The sequence below is a fragment of the Trueperella pecoris genome, assembly GCF_014926385.1.
Lineage (GTDB): Bacteria > Actinomycetota > Actinomycetes > Actinomycetales > Actinomycetaceae > Trueperella > Trueperella pecoris.
This window is the reverse complement of record NZ_CP053291.1, coordinates 691,108-708,790: the sequence shown is the minus strand read 5'-3', so window position 1 is coordinate 708,790 and position 17,683 is coordinate 691,108. Positions and strand designations below refer to the sequence as shown.

The following is a 17,683-nucleotide window of genomic DNA, read 5'->3' as shown; positions in this document are numbered from 1 at the left end:
GTCTCACACTTCACCGCTTGCATCTCATTTGGTGAGATGGCAAGATCGGCTCATGGAGAAGGAAACAGGTAGCGGCGTCGGCGTCCTCGATAAAGCCACGCTCGTCTTGAGTGCACTTGAATCAGGCCCCCTTACCCTGGCGCAACTCGTCACGGCCACCCATTTGGCCCGCCCGACGGCACATCGCCTCGCGGTCGCGCTCGAGTATCATCGCCTCGTGGCGCGCGACATGCAGGGCCGTTTCACGCTCGGCCCGCGTCTATCTGAATTATCGTCGGCCGCAGGCGAAGATCGCCTCCTGGCCGCAGCGAACCCGGTGCTCACCGCCCTGCGCGACCACACGGGCGAGTCCGCCCAACTTTACCGCCGCCAAAACGACATGCGCGTGTGCGCGGCCGCCGCCGATCGATCCATGGGACTGCGCGATTCGATCCCGGTCGGCGCCACCCTGTCGATGCTCGCCGGTTCGGGCGCACAAGTCCTCCTCGCTTGGGAAGAGCCCGACAAGCTCCACCGCGGTCTGCACGGCGCCGAGTTCACCGCCACCATCCTGTCAGCGGTACGACGCCGCGGCTGGGCTCAGTCTATCGGTGAACGCGAGCCGGGCGTCGCCTCGATTTCCGCCCCCGTCCGCGGACCCTCGGGCCGCGTCATTGCAGCCGTTTCTATTTCGGGCCCCGTCGAACGCATGGGGCGCCAGCCTGGCCGCCACCACGCGGCCGCCGTCGTCACCGCCGCAAACCGCCTAACTGAGGTGCTCAAGCGCTCGGAGATGTAAACGGCCAGCTAGACTAGGCCCATGCGTAAGACTCTCCTCGTCACCAACGACTTCCCTCCACGGGCGGGAGGCATCCAGACCTTCCTCGAAGGCTTCGTCGGCCAACTCGATCCTGAGCAGCTGCTCGTCTACGCCTCGACGCCGCCCGCCGCGGACGGTCTCAGCGGGGCAGAGTTGGCAGCGCGATACGATGCGGCCCAGCCATACGGCGTCGTGCGCTATCCGGGGACGATGATGCTTCCTACACCAGCCGTCAAACGCGAGATGCAGCGCCTGGTCGCGGACCACAACGTCAAGAACGTCTGGTTTGGCGCGGCCGCTCCCCTGGGCTTGCTCGCAAACGCCGCACGCGCCGCCGGCGCCGATCGCGTCATCTCCACCACGCACGGCCACGAGATCGGTTGGTCGATGCTACCCGGCTCGCGCCAAATGTTGCGCAAGGTTTTTCGCGACGCCGATCTGGTGACCTACCTCACCGAGGCGACGCTCAAGCGCCTCGCGCCCTTCATCGGTGACACCGCCATCATGCAACTCCACGGCGCCATCGACCCCGAGCTGTTCGCGTTCAATGCCGCCGCGCGTGAACGCCTGCGCGCGCAGTACGGGCTGGATGAGGCGCCCGTCGTCGTGTGCATCTCTCGGCTTGTTGAGCGCAAGGGTCAAGATCGCCTGATCGACGCTTGGCCGGGCGTCGTCGCACGCCACCCGCAGGCCAAACTCGTCATCGTCGGCAAGGGGCCATATGGCGACAAGCTGCGTGCCATGGCCGCGGCCTCCCCTGTGTCGGCCTCGATCGTCTTTACCGGCGAGGTGCAGTACACCGAGCTCGTGGCCCATTATTCGCTCGGGGACATCTTCGCAATGCCGTGCCGCACCCGCGGCGGCGGGCTCGACATCGAGGGCCTCGGCATCGTCTACTTGGAGGCCTACGCGGCTGGATTGCCAGTCGTCGCCGGAGATTCTGGCGGCGCCCCGGAGGCCGTGATCAATGGGGAAACGGGCCTCGTAGTCAATGGCCGATCGGTGGAGGCGATCACCGCAGCGCTCGACTACCTCCTTCAGGATCCGAAGCGGGCGCAGGCCATGGGCGAGGCCGGCCGGACGTGGGTGGACCAGAAGTGGCGCTGGTCCGACGTCGCCACACCGCTCATCGAGGCCCTCTCCTGAGGCGCAGATGGCAGTCATCGCACTGAGCGGATGCTCCAACCCACCCACCGGCTGGAGAAACGAGAAGTTCGCCAGCCTCGTCAAGCTCCTCGAAGGGGCCGGCCACGAGGTGGACCTCCGTTTTCGCGAGCACTTCGCGGGACACGAACAATTCACCTCCAACGGGACGGTGTGGCGGATAGACCCGCGTGCACGCGCCGGGCTCCTCAACGAGCTTTTCTTCGACGACGACGTCGAGGCCATCTTCGACATCACCGGCGGAGATCTTGCCAACGAGGTGCTTCCGCTCATCGACTGGAAGTTACTGAGCGAACATCCCAAACCGTTTGTCGGCTATTCAGACCTCTCGACGATCGTCAACGCCATCGTCGCCGTGAGCGGGCATGCGACGACGCTGTGGAATCCGTGGACCGCACTCGAACGTGGGCCGCGCGATATCGAGCGTATCCTGGCCGGTGAACGAATCGTGCCTGACGTCCTCGGCGAGCGCGAGCTGCCTACGCTACCGATCATCGGCGGTAATCTGCGTTGCTTTTCCAAGCTCGGCGGAACTTCCTATTGGCCCACGCCTGAGGAGCCGTACCTTGTTGTGCTGGAGGGCATGACGATGAGCATGAAGGCCGTGGCCACCTACACCGAATACCTCAAACAGATCGGTCTCTTCACCGGGGCCGCCGGCGTGATCCTCGGCCAACTGACGGACATCGACAGGGCCGGCGAGCGCGCGTGTGCCCTCGGTCTCGTCCGCGAAATCACCGGCCTCGAGCTGTGGGAAGCGCCGCAGATCGGGCACTCTCGCGACGCGGCGCCCGTCACGATCGGCTAACCTCGCCGTTCTGGTGATCTAAACCGCTCTGCCGCTGTGGAAGCTGTGTGCGTAAGCGGCTGCTGACGGCGTCGTTTTACTCTCGCGGCAGCATCTCCTGCAGGTGCTCAAAATCGGCCTTGCCGAGGCGCTTCTGACCGCGGATAGCCCGGCACCAACTCTCCTTGGCGGCAAATACCTCCCCCACGACGGCGTACTGCCGGCCCACCTTCGTGCGCTCCAGGGAGGAAAGCTCGAAAACGCCGGGCCCGGGCCTGTCGGTGAGGCGGACGAGGTAGACGGCGTTGGGATCGACGACCACAGCCTTCGACGTGCCGTGCCCCTTCAGCCTCGCGGTGACGACCTGCCCAAGGATAAGCGCTCCGCTATCGTTCCCATAAGTTGCGCGTGATCGCGGGCGATTCTTGACAGGTTTGGCGGAGCGAAACGGCCGCAGGAGGAAATCGAGGAGGTCCGAGATGAAGGTCGCATCGATGATGAACTCGATGATGCCGGAAATGATACCCATACCAGAATTATGTCACGCCACTGCATCGCCACTGTTGGGAGTTTGGGATGACGGGCCGGGGCCGAGGCCGGAGATTGACGTCTATACGAGGCTCTTCGTGTATCCGATGAGCGCTGCGCCGACCAACACGAGGAGCACACCGAGCCACGAAGCCGCGAGCTCCTTGCGAGTCTTTGACTCGTGCAGCCAAACGATTCCGCCAAAGACCGAGACCACTACGCCCACCTGTGAGAGCGTGAAACCGGTTGCTACGCCCACCACTTGGTTGGCAACCTGCATGAGCATCACCCCAACCCCGAACATCAAGCCCGGGATGAGCAGGAGTTTGAGGAACGTGCGGTCGAACAACGGATGGCCATCGCGCCACGCGAGCGCGACGCCGAACGCGCCCACCGCCATGCCCAACGCCAACGGGAATATGAACTCGTGGTAGTCGATAGCCTCCCAGCGCATCCACACCATGTACCCACAGAGTAAGAAGGCTGCCACCACATTGACGATGAGGCCCTTGCGCATGGTTGCCTTATCGACGACCTTCGCAGAAACGCCGCCGCTCGGATCGTCTTCATCGATCGTGGCTGCCGGGTCGATCGTCGCATGGTCCACGTGGTCGTGCTCCGAGTAGCTGGTCAGCGCAATGCCCACAATGATCATGGCCATCGCTCCCAATCCCAGAATCGTGCCGATCGGCGTGGCCCATTCGTTAAAGAGGATGACGCCTCCCAGGCCCGTGATGATGATCTGCAGCCCCGTGGAAATCGGCATCGTGCGCGAGACGCCCACGAGCCGGAACGAATACAGCTGCATGGCGATGCCGATCGCGCAGGTCACGCCGCCCGCAAAAGGCACCCAGAAGGACACCGCGGTCCATTGCGGGTTGAGGAACGGCAACGCAATCGTTGCAACGATGAGCGCGCCCGCGAGCTCTCCCGCTGTCTGCTGGCGAATCGTTCCGCCGACCAACGCGAGAGCGATGCCGAGCGGGCCCATGAAGAGGACGGGAGTCAGTGCAAGAAGGATATCCACCTCCTAAGACTACGGCTTCCGGGCTACTGGGAAAACGGCGGCTTGAAAAGGCGGTCAACGTCTCAACTGGGGAAACGGGATCACGAAAAGTAGGATGGTTCTCATGACGAATAATCCACTTCTGACCACATCCACCCTGCCCTACATGGTTCCCGACTGGGCGGCCATCAAACCCGAACATATCGTGCCGGCCGTCACGGAGCTCATGGAGGCCGAGCGCCAAGAATGGGAGCGGATTGCTACCAGCACCGAGCCGGCCACGGCCGCCAACACCGTCGACGCGCTGGAGGACGCCGGCCTCCCGCTCTCCCTCGCACTCAACGCCGCGTTCACGCTCATGAGCTCGATCGGTGGCGACGAGCTTGACGCAGTCCAGAGCGAAATCCTCCCATTGCTTTCCGAGCATGCCAACTCCTTCCGCTTGGACAAGCGCATCTACGATCGATTCGCCGCGATTGACCTCGCCGGGCTCGACCCGGAAACCACCCGTTACGTCACCGAGCAGCTCGACCAGTTCAAGCGCTCCGGCATCGAACTGAACGACGCCGACAAGGCCCGCCTGCGCGAAATCGACTCGGAATTGTCCTCTCTCGAGGTGGAATTCTCCCAGCGCGTCATCAAGGCCATGGACGACAACGCTGCGGTGTTCACCGACGACGCCGACCTGGCTGGCCTCGACGAAAAGCGCATTGAGGCGGCACGCCAGGAGGACGGAAGCTACAGCTTCCCGCTCGACAACTTCACCAACCAGACCCTGCAGGTCGAGCTCACCAAGCCGCAGGCGCGTGCAGCCGTCCTTGCCGCATCAGTCAGCCGCGGTCTGGGCGCGCACGAATCCTCCGATACCCGTGAACTCGTGCTTAAGATTGCGGGCCTACGCGCTCAGCGCGCCGAGATGCTCGGATACCCTCACCACGCACAAGCAGTCGCCGATGCGGGGATGGCCAAGGATTCGCAGGCCATCGTGGACCTTCTCGGCTCCGTCGCACCGAAGGCCCTGGTGGCAGTTGAGAGAGACCGTGCCAAGCTCGAGGCGCTTGCCGCCACCGACGGCGTCGTGCTCAGCGCCTCCGACTACACCTACTACCAAGAGAAGCTACGCGCCGAACTCGGCCTCGATGACTCGGCGCTCAAGCCGTACCTCGAGCTGACGAACGTCGTGGAAAAAGGCATCTTCTTCGCAGCCGAAAAGCTCTACGGTCTGACCTTCAAGCCGCGGGCCGACATCGCCGGCTGGGTCGATAGCTGCAAGACCTGGGAAGTCTTCGATGAAAACGGCAACGGAATCGCGCTCTTCCAGGCTGATTTTTTCCGACGCAAGGGTAAGTCGGGCGGCGCGTGGATGAACTCCGCGGTGGACGGCTCAGCCCACGACGGCCTCAAGCCCGTCATTCTTAACAACTGCAACTTCGCGCCGCCCGCCGACGGCGAGCCCTGTCTACTGACCTGGGATCACGTCATCACCGTCTTCCACGAGTTCGGCCACGCGCTCCACGGAATGCTGTCCCAGACGAAGTACCGCAGCCTAGGCGGCACCGCGGTCCCCCGTGACTTCGTCGAACTTCCCTCCCAGCTCAACGAAATGTGGGCATACAACCCGCAGGTGATGGCGTCCTACGCACGGCACTACCAGACGGGCGAGGCGCTCCCGGTCGACATGGCAGACAAGCTCACGGCCGCCGCGACCTTCGGCCAGGCCTTCGCCACCACCGAGTTCCTTGCCGCCGCCCTCGTCGACCAAGCATGGCACCGACTCGGATCGTCCGAAGTTCCCACCGAAGTGGCCGACTTCGAAGATTTCGAGGAAAAGGCTCTCAAGGACTTCGACATCTACCACGAGCTCGTTCCGCCGCGTTACCGTTCGGCGTACTTCGCCCACACCTTCGGCGGCGGCTACGACGCCGGCTACTACTCGTACATGTGGGCCGAAGTCCTCGTCGGCGACCTCGAGAACTGGTTCCGTGGCGAGGCTTCCCTCGACGGCGACGGCGGGCTGAACCGTGCTGCCGGTCGCAAACTCGCCGACGAGCTCCTCTCACGCGGCAACTCGCGCGACCCGATGGAATCATTCAAGGCCGTTCGCGGCCGCGGCCCACGCGCCGAGGCTCTGCTCGAGCGCCGCGGGCTGGCCTAGGGGCGCTGGGGCTGCTGGGGCTGGCCCGGCTGTTGGGTCCGCTCCGGCCTTGGGCCCGCTCCGGCCCTATTAAGCTGGTCCGTGCTGTATTAATCTGGCGGGTAGGTTCCAGGGGTCAATGCACTACTTTTTGGAGTGTGTTGAATGGTTGGTAGATCGCCGATTCGGCCTTATTCGCAGTCGTTTCGTGATCATGCGGTGGCCTTGGTTGCTTCTGGGCGTTCGTGTGCAAGTGTTGCTCGTGAGTTGAAGGTTAATTGTCACTCGGTTCAGGTCTGGGCTCGTGGGGCGGGTTTAGTGTTGGTCCGTGGGCAGGGTGGGCCGGCGCAGGCTCGTGCGGCTGCTAGGGTACGGGTGTGGCAGTTGACGGCTGAGGGCTTGCCGGTTGCCGAGATCGCGAAACGGGTTGGTCATAGTCCGAACTGGGTTCGTGGGAAACAGGCTATGTTGGGGCCTATGGTTGAAGTTTTGCAACGGGGCCGTGTTGGTGGGGCCACGGTCGTGGCCAGTGTTGACCGGGTTGGTAATGGCAGGGTTGGTCGAGGCCGGCGTATGACGCTTGAAGAGCGCGTGGCGATCGGGTTGGGGTTAGCTGATGGTAAGTCGGCTCGGCAGATCGCTTTAAGTTTGGGGCGTAGTCCGTCATCGGTGACGCGTGAGATTAATCGTGGTGCTTTTCCTGATGGTTCTTATGATGCTCGCTGGGCTCATCAGTGCGCTCATCAGCGTCGTTCTCGTCCTAAGCCGGGCAAGCTTACTACCCATGTGGCGCTGCGTCAGAAGGTGGTTGAGCTGTTAAATAAGCGTTATTCTCCCCAGCAAATCAGTGTTCGTTTGCGTCATGATTATGGAGATGATCGGCAGATGCGTGTGTCTCATGAAACGATTTATCAGGCTTTGTATGTTCACGGGGGTGGGGCATTACGGCAAGAGCTTAAACGGGAGAAAGGACTGCGTTCGGGTCGTCAACGGCGTATTGCTCGTTCTGCTCTTGCTGGCACTCCCGGGCGCGGGCGTAAGACGTGGGTCGAGGGCGCTTCAATCGATTTGCGCCCCCACGAGGTCGATGGGCGCCTGACGCCAGGTCACTGGGAAGGAGATTTAATTATCGGTGGTGGTAAGGGCAAGCACACAGCGCTGATCACCCTAGTCGAGCGCTCTTCACGGTTTTTGCTGATCGCTCGTCTTGGGGTGAGCCATGATTCACCGACCGTGATTGAGAAACTGACCCAGATGGTTCAGACCTTGCCCAGTAAGGCCTTCTCCTCGATCACCTGGGATCAAGGTAGTGAGATGGCGCAGGTAGCCCAGTTCAAGGTCGATACCAATATCAAGGTCTACTTCGCTGACCCGCATAGCCCGTGGCAGCGTCCGTCGAATGAACGCCTGAATCGTGATATTCGTGAATACTTCCCCAAGGGAACTAACTTCGCTGACATCACCGACGAGGAAGTCGCTTTCGTCCAAGACGAACTCAACGACCGAGCCCGAGTTGTCTTGAACGGAATGACCCCACGTGAGACACTGGCCGAGTTGTTAAAAAATGATGCATCGACCCCCTGAATCTCCCGCGCAGATTAATACAGCGGCAATCTTTTTGGTACAGCGCGGGCGAGACCAAGCCCCGGCACGAGCAGCGCGGGCGCATCGGCAACTCAGAAAAAGAAAAGCTCCGAGCCGAAGCTCGGAGCCGATCTGTACCCCGTACCGGATTTGAACCGGTGTTACCGCCGTGAGAGGGCGACGTCCTAGGCCGCTAGACGAACGGGGCCTTGACGATTCGTCGTCGGGTTTTACTCTACACAAGGATTGTCGATCCGAAAAATCCAGGAAGCGCGACCTCAATCACACTCCGAAGCCGCCACCAGCAAGATCGTTGACTGCACGCAAAAATGGCTCCGAGACTACGCTCAGAGCCATTTCGTACCCCGTACCGGATTTGAACCGGTGTTACCGCCGTGAGAGGGCGACGTCCTAGGCCGCTAGACGAACGGGGCCTATTACATGCGGAAACTTCCGCATGAAAACGATCAACATAGCGACCGTTTCGCTGGGGTACCAGGACTCGAACCTAGACTAAATGAACCAGAATCACTCGTGCTGCCAATTACACCATACCCCATGGCGGACATCCCGAAGGAGTGCAACGAGTAAATATATTACGCACCGACCCCCTCCCGCGCAAATCCATTTGAGTGAATGGAGTCACCCTAACGTCAGCTACAGCACCCCGCCCAAACCCTTGCCACGCCAGCCACCCACTCCCACATACACGCCCAAATTGCCCGGCGCCACAACTCGCACCAACACCCCAAAAGGTGTACGTTAGGTGGATCACGGAAACGTTTTCGTATCGTGCGCCGCGAAGTAGTGTCGCAGGGCGTTTCCGATGATGGTCGATTTTCTCGGTCATGGAACCTAGGAGGACGCCACAATGGCATCTACGAAGAAGATTCTGGCGCTCATCGCCGCAGGCGGCATTGCACTTGCCGGGCTGGCAGGTTGCTCGTCAGACGATAAGGGCAAGGGTAATGACGGCGCTGGCTCGGTCTACTTCCTGAACTGGAAGCCTGAGCAGGAGGCGGCATACCAGACCATCGCAAAGGCATATACCGAAGAGACCGGCGTGAAGGTCACGGTCGCCACCGCCGCTTCGGGCACCTACGAGCAGACTCTCAAGACGGAAATCACGAAGTCCGCTCCTCCAACCCTCTTCCAGATTAACGGCCCGGTTGGCCTGTCGGTATGGAAGGACTATGCGGCCGATATCTCCGATGCGGAGTTCACCAAGAACCTCACCGAGGATAACCTCGCGCTCAAGGGTGGAGACGGCAAGACGTACGGCGTTCCGCTCGCAATTGAGGGCTACGGCATCATCTATAACGCAGAGATCATGGATAAGTACTTTGCGATGGATGGAGCCAAGGCGACCTCCATGGATGAGGTCACTACTTTCGACAAGCTCAAGGCTGTCGCCGATGACATGCAGGCTAAGAAGGCCGAGCTCGGAATTGATGGAGTCTTCGCTTCTACCTCCCTGGCACCGGGCGAGGAATGGCGTTGGCAGACCCATCTGTCGAACATCCCGATGTACTACGAATACAAGGCTGACAACGTCACGGACAAGCAGGCAGTCGATTTCAAGTACAACGAGAACTTCAAGAACATCTTCGAGCTTTACCTCACCGATTCCACGATTGAGAAGACCCTGACGCCGTCAAAGACCGTCTCCGATTCGATGGCTGAATTCGCCACCGGAAAGGCGGCAATGGTTCAGAACGGCAACTGGGCTTGGTCGCAGATTTCTGAGGTTGCAGGCAACGTCGTTAAGGAGGATAAGATCAAGTTCCTCCCGATCTACACCGGCATGCCCGACGATGCCAAGCAAGGCCTCGCCATCGGCACCGAGGCATTCATGGCGATCAATGCCAAGGCCTCCGAGGCTGATCAGAAGGCCACCATCGACTTCGTCAACTGGCTGTTCTCTTCCGAGAAGGGCAAGCAATTCGTGGTCAAGGACCTTGGCTTCATGGCTCCGTTCAAGACGTTCGGCAAGGACGAGTTCCCCACCGACCCACTTGCCAAGGAGATTCAGCGTTACCTCACGAACGACGCCGTCACGAACGTTCCGTGGGTGTTCACCACCTACCCGTCGCAGAACTTCAAGGATCAGTTCGCGCAGGCGCTCGCACAATATGCCTCGGGCAACATGGAATGGTCGGCAGTTGCCAAGACCTTCGTGGATGCTTGGGCTGCTGAGAAGAAGTAAAAGCTCGGAGGGCGGGGCGAACATCTCCCCGCCCTCTGCCTTTGATAGGAAGCCTGATGAGATCCGCTTTAAAAAAGTATGGTCCGGTCTTTTTGCTCCCAACGCTCATCGCTTTTGCGATCGCATTCTTCGTCCCCTTTATCATCGGTCTAGCTCTGTCCTTCACCGAATTCACGACGATCACGAATGCACAATTCGTGGGATTGCAGAACTACCAGGACGCTTTCGGAGCGCGCAGTGGTTTCACTAGCGCATTCGTCTTCACTGTGCTCGTGGCGATCGTATCGATTGTCACGGTCAACGTTTTCGCATTCGCTATCGCTTGGCTGCTCACGCGCAAGCTTCGCGGAACCAACTTTTTCCGAACCGTATTCTTCATGCCCAACCTGATTGGCGGAATCGTCCTTGGATACACCTTTCAGGTGTTGTTCAACGCGGTTCTCGTACAATACGCGACCACGATCATTTCCAACTGGAAGTACGGATACCTCGGCCTCGTCGTTCTGATCAACTGGCAGCTCATCGGCTACATGATGATCATCTACATAGCCGGCCTCCAGAATGTTCCGCCGGAGTTGATTGAGTCCGCGCAATTGGATGGGGCGGGCCGTTGGCAGGTCTTGCGGCACGTCACAATCCCGATGGTGATGCCCTCTATCACCATCTGTCTCTTCTTGACACTGTCCTCGACGTTCAAGATGTACGACCAAAACTTGGCATTGACCGCGGGAGCGCCTCTTGATCAGACCGAGATGGTCGCGCTCAATATCGTCAACTCCATGTTCTTCGAGGTTGGCCAAGAAGGCGTCGCGCAGGCGAAGGCAGTGATCTTCGTCGTCGTCGTCGTTGTACTCGCCATGTTCCAACTCCGCGCGACTCGTTCGAGGGAGGTCGAAGCATGAGTATCGCAGTTGTTCCCCAAACCGATCCGAGCGAGGCGCCCAACCCCGCGAAGACCAGAATTGACACAACGACGCGGACGGGGCGTTTCACCGTTGGCAAGGCCCTTATCTATATCCTGCTGGTGTTTCTCACATTCGTATTCGTCGGCCCGATCCTGTTCATTTTGTTGAACTCCTTCAAGGCGAAGTTCTCGATTTCGAACGACCCGTTCTCGCTCCCGCTAGGCGACATGTTTGTGGGCATCGAGAACTACAGGACTGGCCTCGCGCTTTCGGGAACGCAGTGGGCCATCTTCTGGTCGTTCGTGATCACGGTCAGCTCGGTGGTGGTGATCCTCTTCTTCTCGTCGATGACCGCCTATTACATCACGCGCATTAAGACCTGGTGGACGAACCTCATCTATCTGGTCCTCGTGTTCTCGATGGTGATTCCGTTCCAGATGGTGATGTTCCCCACGGTCAAAATTGCCGACTCCCTGGGCCTGAGCAACCCGGCCGGCTTGGTGGTTCTTTACCTCGGATTTGGCGCGGGCCTATCCACCTTCATGTTCGCGGGATTCGTTAAGTCGATTCCGTTGGAGATCGAGGAGGCGGCCATGATCGACGGCTGCAGCCCGCTTCAGAATTATTTCCGCGTGGTTCTGCCAATGCTCAAGCCAACGGCGATCACGGTGGCGATCTTGAACGCGATGTGGATCTGGAATGACTTCCTGCTTCCCAACCTCGTTCTCGGCCCAAGCTCGCAATACCGCACGATCCCGATCGTGGTACAGTTCCTCGTCGGTTCCAATGGAAACCGTGATATGGGCGCCCTGATGGCCATGCTAGTCTTGGCAATCGTCCCGATCGTGGTCTTCTATCTCTTCGCCCAGAAGTACATCATTGAAGGTGTGGCCGCAGGCGCGGTCAAGGGCTAACCAGTTGGGGGTGGGTGCCGCAGCCCGCCCCCAACCACCTCGGGGAGGCAACATGAGCGTGACGATCCGCGATGTGGCGCGAGCCGCCGGCGTATCGATTACAACGGTCTCGCGCGCGCTCAACGACGCTGCCGGCGTTTCCCCCGTCACGCAAAACCACATTCTGCGTACAGCCAGCCTCCTGGGGTATTCCCCCAACCGTTCGGCGCAGTCGCTCCGGCGCACAACATCGAACATGATCGGCGTCGTCATCAAGGGACCTGCCAACCCGTTCTTTACGGAGCTCCTCGAGCCGATTGAGCGATGCCTACGCGAGCACGGTTATGTCGTGTCAACCATTCGCGTCCTGCACAATGACGACGAGATCGGCGCATATCTCGATTTCGCCGCGAGCTACCGAGTCTCGGGTTTCATCATGCTCGGCGGCTGGCGCGGCGCGGGCGCGCAGGGGTGGGAGCGAGTCGACGTTCCCTCGGTTCTGTGCACAGTGCCGGAAATCCTCGGCGCCGATCGCGAGTCCTATTCGAGCGTGGCCGTTGACGACGCGCAGGCCATCGACCTCATCGTCGCCCACCTCCTCGGCCTCGGTCACGAAAGGATCGCCTTTTTGGGGCCGGCAGCCGGGGAAGATTCCATCGGCACGAGCCGCATGGAACATTTCGTCCGCGCGATGCAAGCCCGTGGGATCGATCCCGACCCTCGCCTGCTTTTGCGTGGCAAGAGTGGAACCTCGTCGTATTCCTACGAATATGGACGCCAGGTGACTCACGATTTCCTCTCCAGCGGGGCAAGTGCAAGCGCCATCGTCGGTATGTCGGACGTGATCGCCGTCGGGGCGTTGCGTGCGCTTCATGACGCCGGGCTCAAGGTTCCCCAAGATATGGCCGTCACGGGCTTCGACGGGGTGGGAATCACTCAATTCCTCTCTCCCCGTTTGACGACGGTTGCTCAACCGATCCAAGCCATCGCCGAGGAAACCTGCCATGTGCTGTTCGAACGCATGCGTGGCCCTATTCATCGCCATGTTCTCCTCCCGGCTACGCTAATCGAAGCAGAATCGACCGTGGGAGGGCTTCCATGAATCCAGAATCGGGTCTTTACCAGTCACTGGCGCTGGCCGCAGACATCGTCGTCGTCAACGTGCTGATGATCCTGACCTCGCTCCCGCTCCTCACTGCAGGAGCCTCGTTCCGAGCCGCGAATTACGTGATCGCACAACTCGTCCAGGAAGAAGGCTCTCAGCCGGCGCGCACATTCCTCACCCAGTTCACGAAACACGTGAAGACATCTACGCTATGGTGGCTGATCACCGTTTTACTTGGCTCTCTCGGGCTCCTCGAATGGCTCATGCTGGACGCGGTCGAGGTCGGGGCTAATGTCGACTTCGCCTTCCGTGCAGGCCTCATGTCCGCAGCGCTGATCGTCGCGGGCATCAGCTTGTGGCTCTTCTATTTTGAAGCGAAGCGTCCCAGGAATTTCACGACGGCGTTTACCAACTCGGCTCTTGCGGCACTGCGCTTCCTGCCGCGCACCTTGGTTGGCGTGACGATGCTCGCCCTGCCCGCGGCACTCGCCGTCGTCGTGCCAGAGCGTTGGTTCGCGATCGTAGGCTTCTACCTCATCATCGGGCTGGCTCTGACGCTCTACCTCTTCCAGCTCCTCGTCCGACACGTCGTCTCCCCCGAGGAATAGACATGTGGCCGGTGAAGAATCGTATGCGCGAGTGGCATTCATGCAAACTCATGGTTTATCCCGGGATTCAGGGCCGCGGCGTCGTCCTCAGTATGCTCAACCAATTCGTAGAGCTCGGCGCCAACCCGTTCGCGCCGTCGAACGCCGACCCGGCGTGGACACGCGGGTTGCCCGTGTGTCCATTCCCCTCTCTGTTGCCCCCGGCGGTGGGCGCAAGTGCGGCCTCTTCCGCGCTTTCCACCGTTGTAGGTCAGACCACCGGCGGCGTTTTCCCGGAAGCTCCTCCTCCCACGTTCGAGGCCGTGACAGCCTTCGTCCGCCGCTACCAAGACGCCGCCATCGCCTGGATAGACGCTGCGCTCGACGCCGGGGTCGTCACGTCTGACATGGTTCAGCGGGCGGTCTCAGACTTCACCGTGGCATACGCATTCTCGTCCTTCGAATTACGTGCCGTGGATTCGCTCGCCACGCCGAGCCAGCGCTCGACCGCCGATGCACTCCTCAGCTGCCTGCTAGCCCTGCCCGGCCTCGAATCCTGGCAGGGCCGCCCGCGTTCTGCCCACGTCCACACCGCCCGCTCCGCAGCCACCCGCAAGGTCTCCGCCGACGTGCCCGTCATTGACGATTACAAGTGGTGGGTGACTTCTCAGATCCCGATCGCGTCGTGGGTCGCTTACGATCAGGTTGACGCCACCGTTTTCGCCGACGACGTACCCCACTCACCTCCCGGGGCGATCGAATCGACCTGCGAGGTTTTTGGTGACGACGCCGGAGACGTCGCCGTCGACCATCCGTACGCCCCTCTCCGGGAGGATCTGCGCGTGTTCGAGATCGCGAGCATCGCGGACGTTGGAGAACTCGTCGAACGCTACCCCGCTCGATTCGCCGACGCCGATCGCACCACGCGCCTGGCGCCCGAGTGGGCGGGAATCATGGCACCCATCGAATTCGTCATCGACTGGGCGCGTCTTGGCGCCGATTACGACGGAGTTCGCTTGAGCGTGCCGGCTGCACTCGCCGTGGCCTACGTGCCCGTGCGGGTGGAAACCCCCGCTGGTCACGGCACCGCGATGATCACGGGGTGGACGCCGGGGTCCACCGTTTACCTCGTCGATCCCACCGACCGGCGGTCGGCCCCAGAGCGCTGACGTCCACCTCCTACGGTGGTAAATACGCGCAGACTGACCCCGTCTGCTAACACCGGCCGGCAGGCACAGAAAAGCGCCGGGCCACCGGCCCGACGCTTTTCGTCGTCGTTCGCTTAGAGTGTTGCGCGGAAGCGACGCAGGCGCGTCAGCGTCTCGTCCTTACCCAGGATGGCCATCGAATCGACAACGGGCAAGGAGACGTTTGTGCCCGTCATCGCCACGAAAAGCGGCTGGAACGCGAAGCGAGGCTTCAGCTCGAGCCCGGCCACGACCTGCTCATCTACGGCAGCCTTGATCGTCTCGGCATTCCACGCTTCCTCAGCAAGTCCCTCAAACGCCGCGATGGCGGCGTCGAGGGCGGCGGGTGCCGAGTCGCGGAGCTTGCCCACAGCCTTCTCGTCGTAGGAAACCTCATCGGCGCTCTTGAACAGGAAGCCCATCAGAGCCGGTGCCTCGCCGAGCAACTGGATGCGGGTCTGAACGAGCGGAGCCGCGGCGTCAAGAAGACGCTGCGTTTCGGCGTCGGCGGTCTCGAAAGAGTCGGCGTCGATGAAGCCGTCGCGCTTGAGGAAGGGCACGAGACGCCCGCGCAGATCCTCCACGTCGAGCATGCGGATGTGCTCGGCGTTGATCGCCACGCACTTCTTGTCGTCGAAGCGGGCGGGGTTGGGGTTGACGTTTGCGACGTCGAACGCCTCGGCCATCTCCTCACGCCCGAAGAGGTCGCGGTCAGCAGCAATCGACCAGCCCAGAAGTCCAAGGTAGTTGAGCAAGCCCTCGGGCAGCATGCCACGGTCGCGGTGGAGCAGAAGGTTGGCCTCCGGGTCTCGCTTGGACAGCTTCTTGTTGCCCTCGCCCATCACGTAGGGAAGATGGCCGAACAGCGGAGTCCCCTTAGCCACCCCGATCGCCTTGAGCGCGTCGTACAGGACGATCTGGCGCGGCGTCGACGAAAGAAGATCCTCACCGCGCAGGACGTGGGTGATTTCCATGAGCGCATCGTCAACGGGGTTGGTCAGCGTGTAGAGCGGCTGGCCGTTGCCACGCATGATGACGTAGTCCGGCACGGATCCGGCCTTAAAAGTGATCTCGCCGCGCACGAGGTCAGTGAAGGTCACATCCTCGTCGGGCATGCGAATGCGTAGCACGGGCTGGCGGCCCTCGGCGCGGAAGGCCGCCTTCTGCTCCTCGGTCAGGTCGCGGTCGAAGCCGTCGTAGCCCAGCTTCGGGTCACGTCCGGCGGCCTTGTGACGCGCTTCGATTTCCTCCGGAGTCGAGAATGACTCGTAGGCGAAGCCCGCCTCAAGGAGCTTGGCGGCGACGTCGGCATAGATGTCCATGCGCTCGCTTTGCCGATAAGGTTCGTGTGGTCCACCGACGCCGATGCCCTCATCCCAGTCGAGGCCGAGCCACGTCAGGGAATCAATGATCTGGTCAAAGGACTCCTGCGAATCACGCTGTGCATCCGTATCCTCGATACGGAAGACGAAGGTGCCACCGGTGTGACGAGCGTATGCCCAATTGAAGAGACAAGTACGCACCATTCCCACGTGGGGAAGGCCGGTTGGCGAGGGACAAAAACGTACGCGAACATTCGATGCTTCAGTGCTCATAGTGCCTCTAGATTACTCCGGTTAGAGTAGAAACATGAATTTCGACGAGATCACCATCGACCAGCTTCGCGCGTCCGGCTCCCTGAAGTGGAGCACGTTTCCCGACCAGATAGGAATGTTCGTCGCCGAAATGGATTTGGGACTCGCCGAGCCCGTTCGCGGTGTGATTCACCGCTTCGCCGATTCGCCCGGAATTGGCTACCGTTCCGATACTGACCGGAAAGCCCTGCAGACGGCCACAGCGCAGTGGCTAGGCTCTGTTTCTTCCTTCTCCCCCGATCCAGATTCGGTTTATGCAGTGCCCGACGTCGTTTCTTCGGCACGCTTCGTCATCGAGACGCTCACGACGCCGGACTCGCCCGTCCTCCTGCCGACCCCGGCTTACATGGGGTTCACGCATCTCATTCCTGCCATGGGCCGAGAGATGATCGAGGTGCCCTGCCACTCCGGGGGCCGCTACGAACTCGACCTCGAGGGCATTCACGCGGGATTTGCCGCCGGCGCCAAGGCTCTTCTTCTGGTCAACCCGGCCAACCCCACGGGAAGGGTCTATACACGCGCCGAGTTGGAAGCACTATCGCAGGTGGTGGCCAAGTTCCCGCAGGCGATCGTGTTTGCCGACGACATCCACGCGCCTTTCGTCCTCGACGGCGACTACGTCCCGTACGCCTCGGTCAACGACGCCGCAGCGCGGCACACCGTCATGGCCGTGGCCGCATCGAAGGGATGGAACATCCCGGGGTTGAAATGCGCCCAACTCATCATCACAAATCCAGACCTTGTTGCCCGCCTCGGTGCTCACCTCGATTGGGCGGCCGCCACAACGTCGACGCTTGGCGCGGCCGCCACGATCGCCGCCTACCGCGAGGGCGGGCCGTGGCGCGAGGAGGTGCTCAGTTACCTGCGCGGCAACCGGGACCTCATGGAAGCCGCAGTGGCGCGCTGGCCCGGGGTGGAGATGCCCCACATGGAAGGCACCTATATTGGCTGGCTCGATTTCACGGGTGCCGTGGAGGCAGGGATCGTCACGCGCCCGGTGGATGTTTGGCTGCAGGAGCATGCTGGGGTGGCTACCACCCCTGGCAGCAGTTGTGGGGCCGGCTACGACAATTTCGTGCGCGTCATTCTCGCCACCCCACGCCCTGTGCTCGAACAGGCGATTGCGGGCATCGAAACGGCGTTGGGCGCGTAGCACCCAACGCC

Annotated in this window: 15 protein-coding genes and 3 tRNA genes; 12 read left to right on the top strand and 6 right to left on the bottom strand. The window is 61.3% G+C overall.

All coding sequences use genetic code 11. The annotated features are described in order from the left end of the window. Positions 1-52 precede the first annotated feature (52 nt). From HLG82_RS03390 to HLG82_RS03380, 3 genes are read left to right on the top strand one after another with little or no spacing between them, the layout of a single operon-like run. The gene (locus HLG82_RS03390; protein ID WP_193327312.1) at positions 53-778 is read left to right on the top strand and encodes an IclR family transcriptional regulator; all 726 of its coding nucleotides are present in this window, start codon (positions 53-55) and stop codon (positions 776-778) included. A gap of 21 nt (positions 779-799) precedes the next feature. Continuing rightward, a complete protein-coding gene (locus HLG82_RS03385; RefSeq protein WP_193327311.1) occupies positions 800-1,945 on the top strand; it encodes a glycosyltransferase family 4 protein in 1,146 nt (381 codons plus the stop codon). Between the two features lie 7 nt (positions 1,946-1,952). Further along, a complete protein-coding gene (locus HLG82_RS03380; protein WP_193327310.1) occupies positions 1,953-2,771 on the top strand; it encodes an LD-carboxypeptidase in 819 nt (272 codons plus the stop codon). A 76-nt stretch (positions 2,772-2,847) separates the two neighbouring features. Here the strand turns inward: HLG82_RS03380 and HLG82_RS03375 are convergent, their stop codons facing one another. Both HLG82_RS03375 and HLG82_RS03370 read right to left on the bottom strand, forming a co-directional pair. Further along, a complete protein-coding gene (locus HLG82_RS03375; protein ID WP_193327309.1) occupies positions 2,848-3,279 on the bottom strand; it encodes a hypothetical protein in 432 nt (143 codons plus the stop codon). A gap of 81 nt (positions 3,280-3,360) precedes the next feature. Next, positions 3,361-4,305, bottom strand: a complete 945-nt coding sequence (locus HLG82_RS03370) for a GRP family sugar transporter (RefSeq protein ID WP_193327308.1) — start codon at positions 4,303-4,305, stop codon at positions 3,361-3,363. A gap of 103 nt (positions 4,306-4,408) precedes the next feature. On the opposite strand from HLG82_RS03370, the gene HLG82_RS03365 reads away from it, so the two are divergent. Together HLG82_RS03365 and HLG82_RS03360 are read left to right on the top strand one after the other, a co-directional pair. Beyond that, positions 4,409-6,439: a M3 family metallopeptidase gene (locus HLG82_RS03365; RefSeq protein ID WP_193327307.1), complete on the top strand. Its 2,031-nt coding sequence runs from the start codon at positions 4,409-4,411 to the stop codon at positions 6,437-6,439. A 552-nt stretch (positions 6,440-6,991) separates the two neighbouring features. Then, positions 6,992-8,002, top strand: a complete 1,011-nt coding sequence (locus HLG82_RS03360; RefSeq protein ID WP_193326020.1) for an IS30 family transposase — start codon at positions 6,992-6,994, stop codon at positions 8,000-8,002. A 135-nt stretch (positions 8,003-8,137) separates the two neighbouring features. Here the strand turns inward: HLG82_RS03360 and HLG82_RS03355 are convergent. The 3 genes from HLG82_RS03355 to HLG82_RS03345 all read right to left on the bottom strand — a co-directional run bounded on the left by HLG82_RS03355 (position 8,138) and on the right by HLG82_RS03345 (position 8,561). Continuing rightward, a tRNA-Glu gene (locus HLG82_RS03355) sits at positions 8,138-8,210 on the bottom strand. 153 nt (positions 8,211-8,363) lie between these two features. Further along, a tRNA-Glu gene (locus HLG82_RS03350) sits at positions 8,364-8,436 on the bottom strand. Positions 8,437-8,489: 53 nt separating this feature from the next. After that, positions 8,490-8,561, bottom strand: a tRNA-Gln gene (locus tag HLG82_RS03345). Positions 8,562-8,873: 312 nt separating this feature from the next. Between HLG82_RS03345 and HLG82_RS03340 the strand changes: the two genes are divergently transcribed. Genes HLG82_RS03340 through HLG82_RS03315 form a run of 6 tightly spaced genes read left to right on the top strand, consistent with a single transcriptional unit; the run spans position 8,874 to position 14,867 of the window. Next, a complete protein-coding gene (locus HLG82_RS03340; protein ID WP_193327306.1) occupies positions 8,874-10,208 on the top strand; it encodes an ABC transporter substrate-binding protein in 1,335 nt (444 codons plus the stop codon). A 56-nt stretch (positions 10,209-10,264) separates the two neighbouring features. Beyond that, positions 10,265-11,110 (top strand): carbohydrate ABC transporter permease, encoded by an 846-nt coding sequence (locus HLG82_RS03335; protein WP_193327305.1) that lies wholly within the window; start codon positions 10,265-10,267, stop codon positions 11,108-11,110. Further along, complete coding sequence (locus HLG82_RS03330; RefSeq protein ID WP_193327304.1) at positions 11,107-12,027, top strand: carbohydrate ABC transporter permease; 921 nt, start codon at positions 11,107-11,109, stop codon at positions 12,025-12,027. Before HLG82_RS03335 ends, HLG82_RS03330 begins: the two co-directional genes overlap by 4 nt. A 52-nt stretch (positions 12,028-12,079) precedes the next feature. Beyond that, positions 12,080-13,108 (top strand): LacI family DNA-binding transcriptional regulator, encoded by a 1,029-nt coding sequence (locus HLG82_RS03325; protein WP_193327303.1) that lies wholly within the window; start codon positions 12,080-12,082, stop codon positions 13,106-13,108. Further along, positions 13,105-13,719, top strand: a complete 615-nt coding sequence (locus tag HLG82_RS03320) for a MusI family membrane protein (protein WP_193327302.1) — start codon at positions 13,105-13,107, stop codon at positions 13,717-13,719. Before HLG82_RS03325 ends, HLG82_RS03320 begins: the two co-directional genes overlap by 4 nt. A gap of 2 nt (positions 13,720-13,721) precedes the next feature. Further along, complete coding sequence (locus HLG82_RS03315) at positions 13,722-14,867, top strand: hypothetical protein (RefSeq protein ID WP_193327301.1); 1,146 nt, start codon at positions 13,722-13,724, stop codon at positions 14,865-14,867. A 113-nt stretch (positions 14,868-14,980) separates the two neighbouring features. On the opposite strand, the gene gltX is transcribed toward HLG82_RS03315, so the two are convergent. Continuing rightward, positions 14,981-16,480 carry a glutamate--tRNA ligase gene (gene gltX / locus HLG82_RS03310; protein WP_193327300.1) on the bottom strand — a complete coding sequence of 500 codons (1,500 nt, stop codon included), beginning with the start codon at positions 16,478-16,480 and terminating at the stop codon, positions 14,981-14,983. A gap of 34 nt (positions 16,481-16,514) precedes the next feature. Between gltX and HLG82_RS03305 the strand changes: the two genes are divergently transcribed. Then, positions 16,515-17,672: a MalY/PatB family protein gene (locus HLG82_RS03305; protein ID WP_193327299.1), complete on the top strand. Its 1,158-nt coding sequence runs from the start codon at positions 16,515-16,517 to the stop codon at positions 17,670-17,672. Positions 17,673-17,683: the final 11 nt, after the last annotated feature.

Bases quoted from the DNA above. Each gene is read 5' to 3' on its own strand.
- HLG82_RS03390 (WP_193327312.1), top strand. From the start codon at position 53: ATGGAGAAGGAAACAGGTAGCGGCGTCGGCGTCCTCGATAAAGCCACG.
- HLG82_RS03385 (WP_193327311.1), top strand. From the start codon at position 800: ATGCGTAAGACTCTCCTCGTCACCAACGACTTCCCTCCACGGGCGGGA.
- HLG82_RS03380 (WP_193327310.1), top strand. From the start codon at position 1,953: ATGGCAGTCATCGCACTGAGCGGATGCTCCAACCCACCCACCGGCTGG.
- HLG82_RS03375 (WP_193327309.1), bottom strand. From the start codon at position 3,279: ATGGGTATCATTTCCGGCATCATCGAGTTCATCATCGATGCGACCTTC.
- HLG82_RS03365 (WP_193327307.1), top strand. From the start codon at position 4,409: ATGACGAATAATCCACTTCTGACCACATCCACCCTGCCCTACATGGTT.
- HLG82_RS03360 (WP_193326020.1), top strand. From the start codon at position 6,992: ATGACGCTTGAAGAGCGCGTGGCGATCGGGTTGGGGTTAGCTGATGGT.
- HLG82_RS03340 (WP_193327306.1), top strand. From the start codon at position 8,874: ATGGCATCTACGAAGAAGATTCTGGCGCTCATCGCCGCAGGCGGCATT.
- HLG82_RS03335 (WP_193327305.1), top strand. From the start codon at position 10,265: ATGAGATCCGCTTTAAAAAAGTATGGTCCGGTCTTTTTGCTCCCAACG.
- HLG82_RS03330 (WP_193327304.1), top strand. From the start codon at position 11,107: ATGAGTATCGCAGTTGTTCCCCAAACCGATCCGAGCGAGGCGCCCAAC.
- HLG82_RS03325 (WP_193327303.1), top strand. From the start codon at position 12,080: ATGAGCGTGACGATCCGCGATGTGGCGCGAGCCGCCGGCGTATCGATT.
- HLG82_RS03320 (WP_193327302.1), top strand. From the start codon at position 13,105: ATGAATCCAGAATCGGGTCTTTACCAGTCACTGGCGCTGGCCGCAGAC.
- HLG82_RS03315 (WP_193327301.1), top strand. From the start codon at position 13,722: ATGTGGCCGGTGAAGAATCGTATGCGCGAGTGGCATTCATGCAAACTC.
- gltX (WP_193327300.1), bottom strand. From the start codon at position 16,480: ATGAGCACTGAAGCATCGAATGTTCGCGTACGTTTTTGTCCCTCGCCA.
- HLG82_RS03305 (WP_193327299.1), top strand. From the start codon at position 16,515: ATGAATTTCGACGAGATCACCATCGACCAGCTTCGCGCGTCCGGCTCC.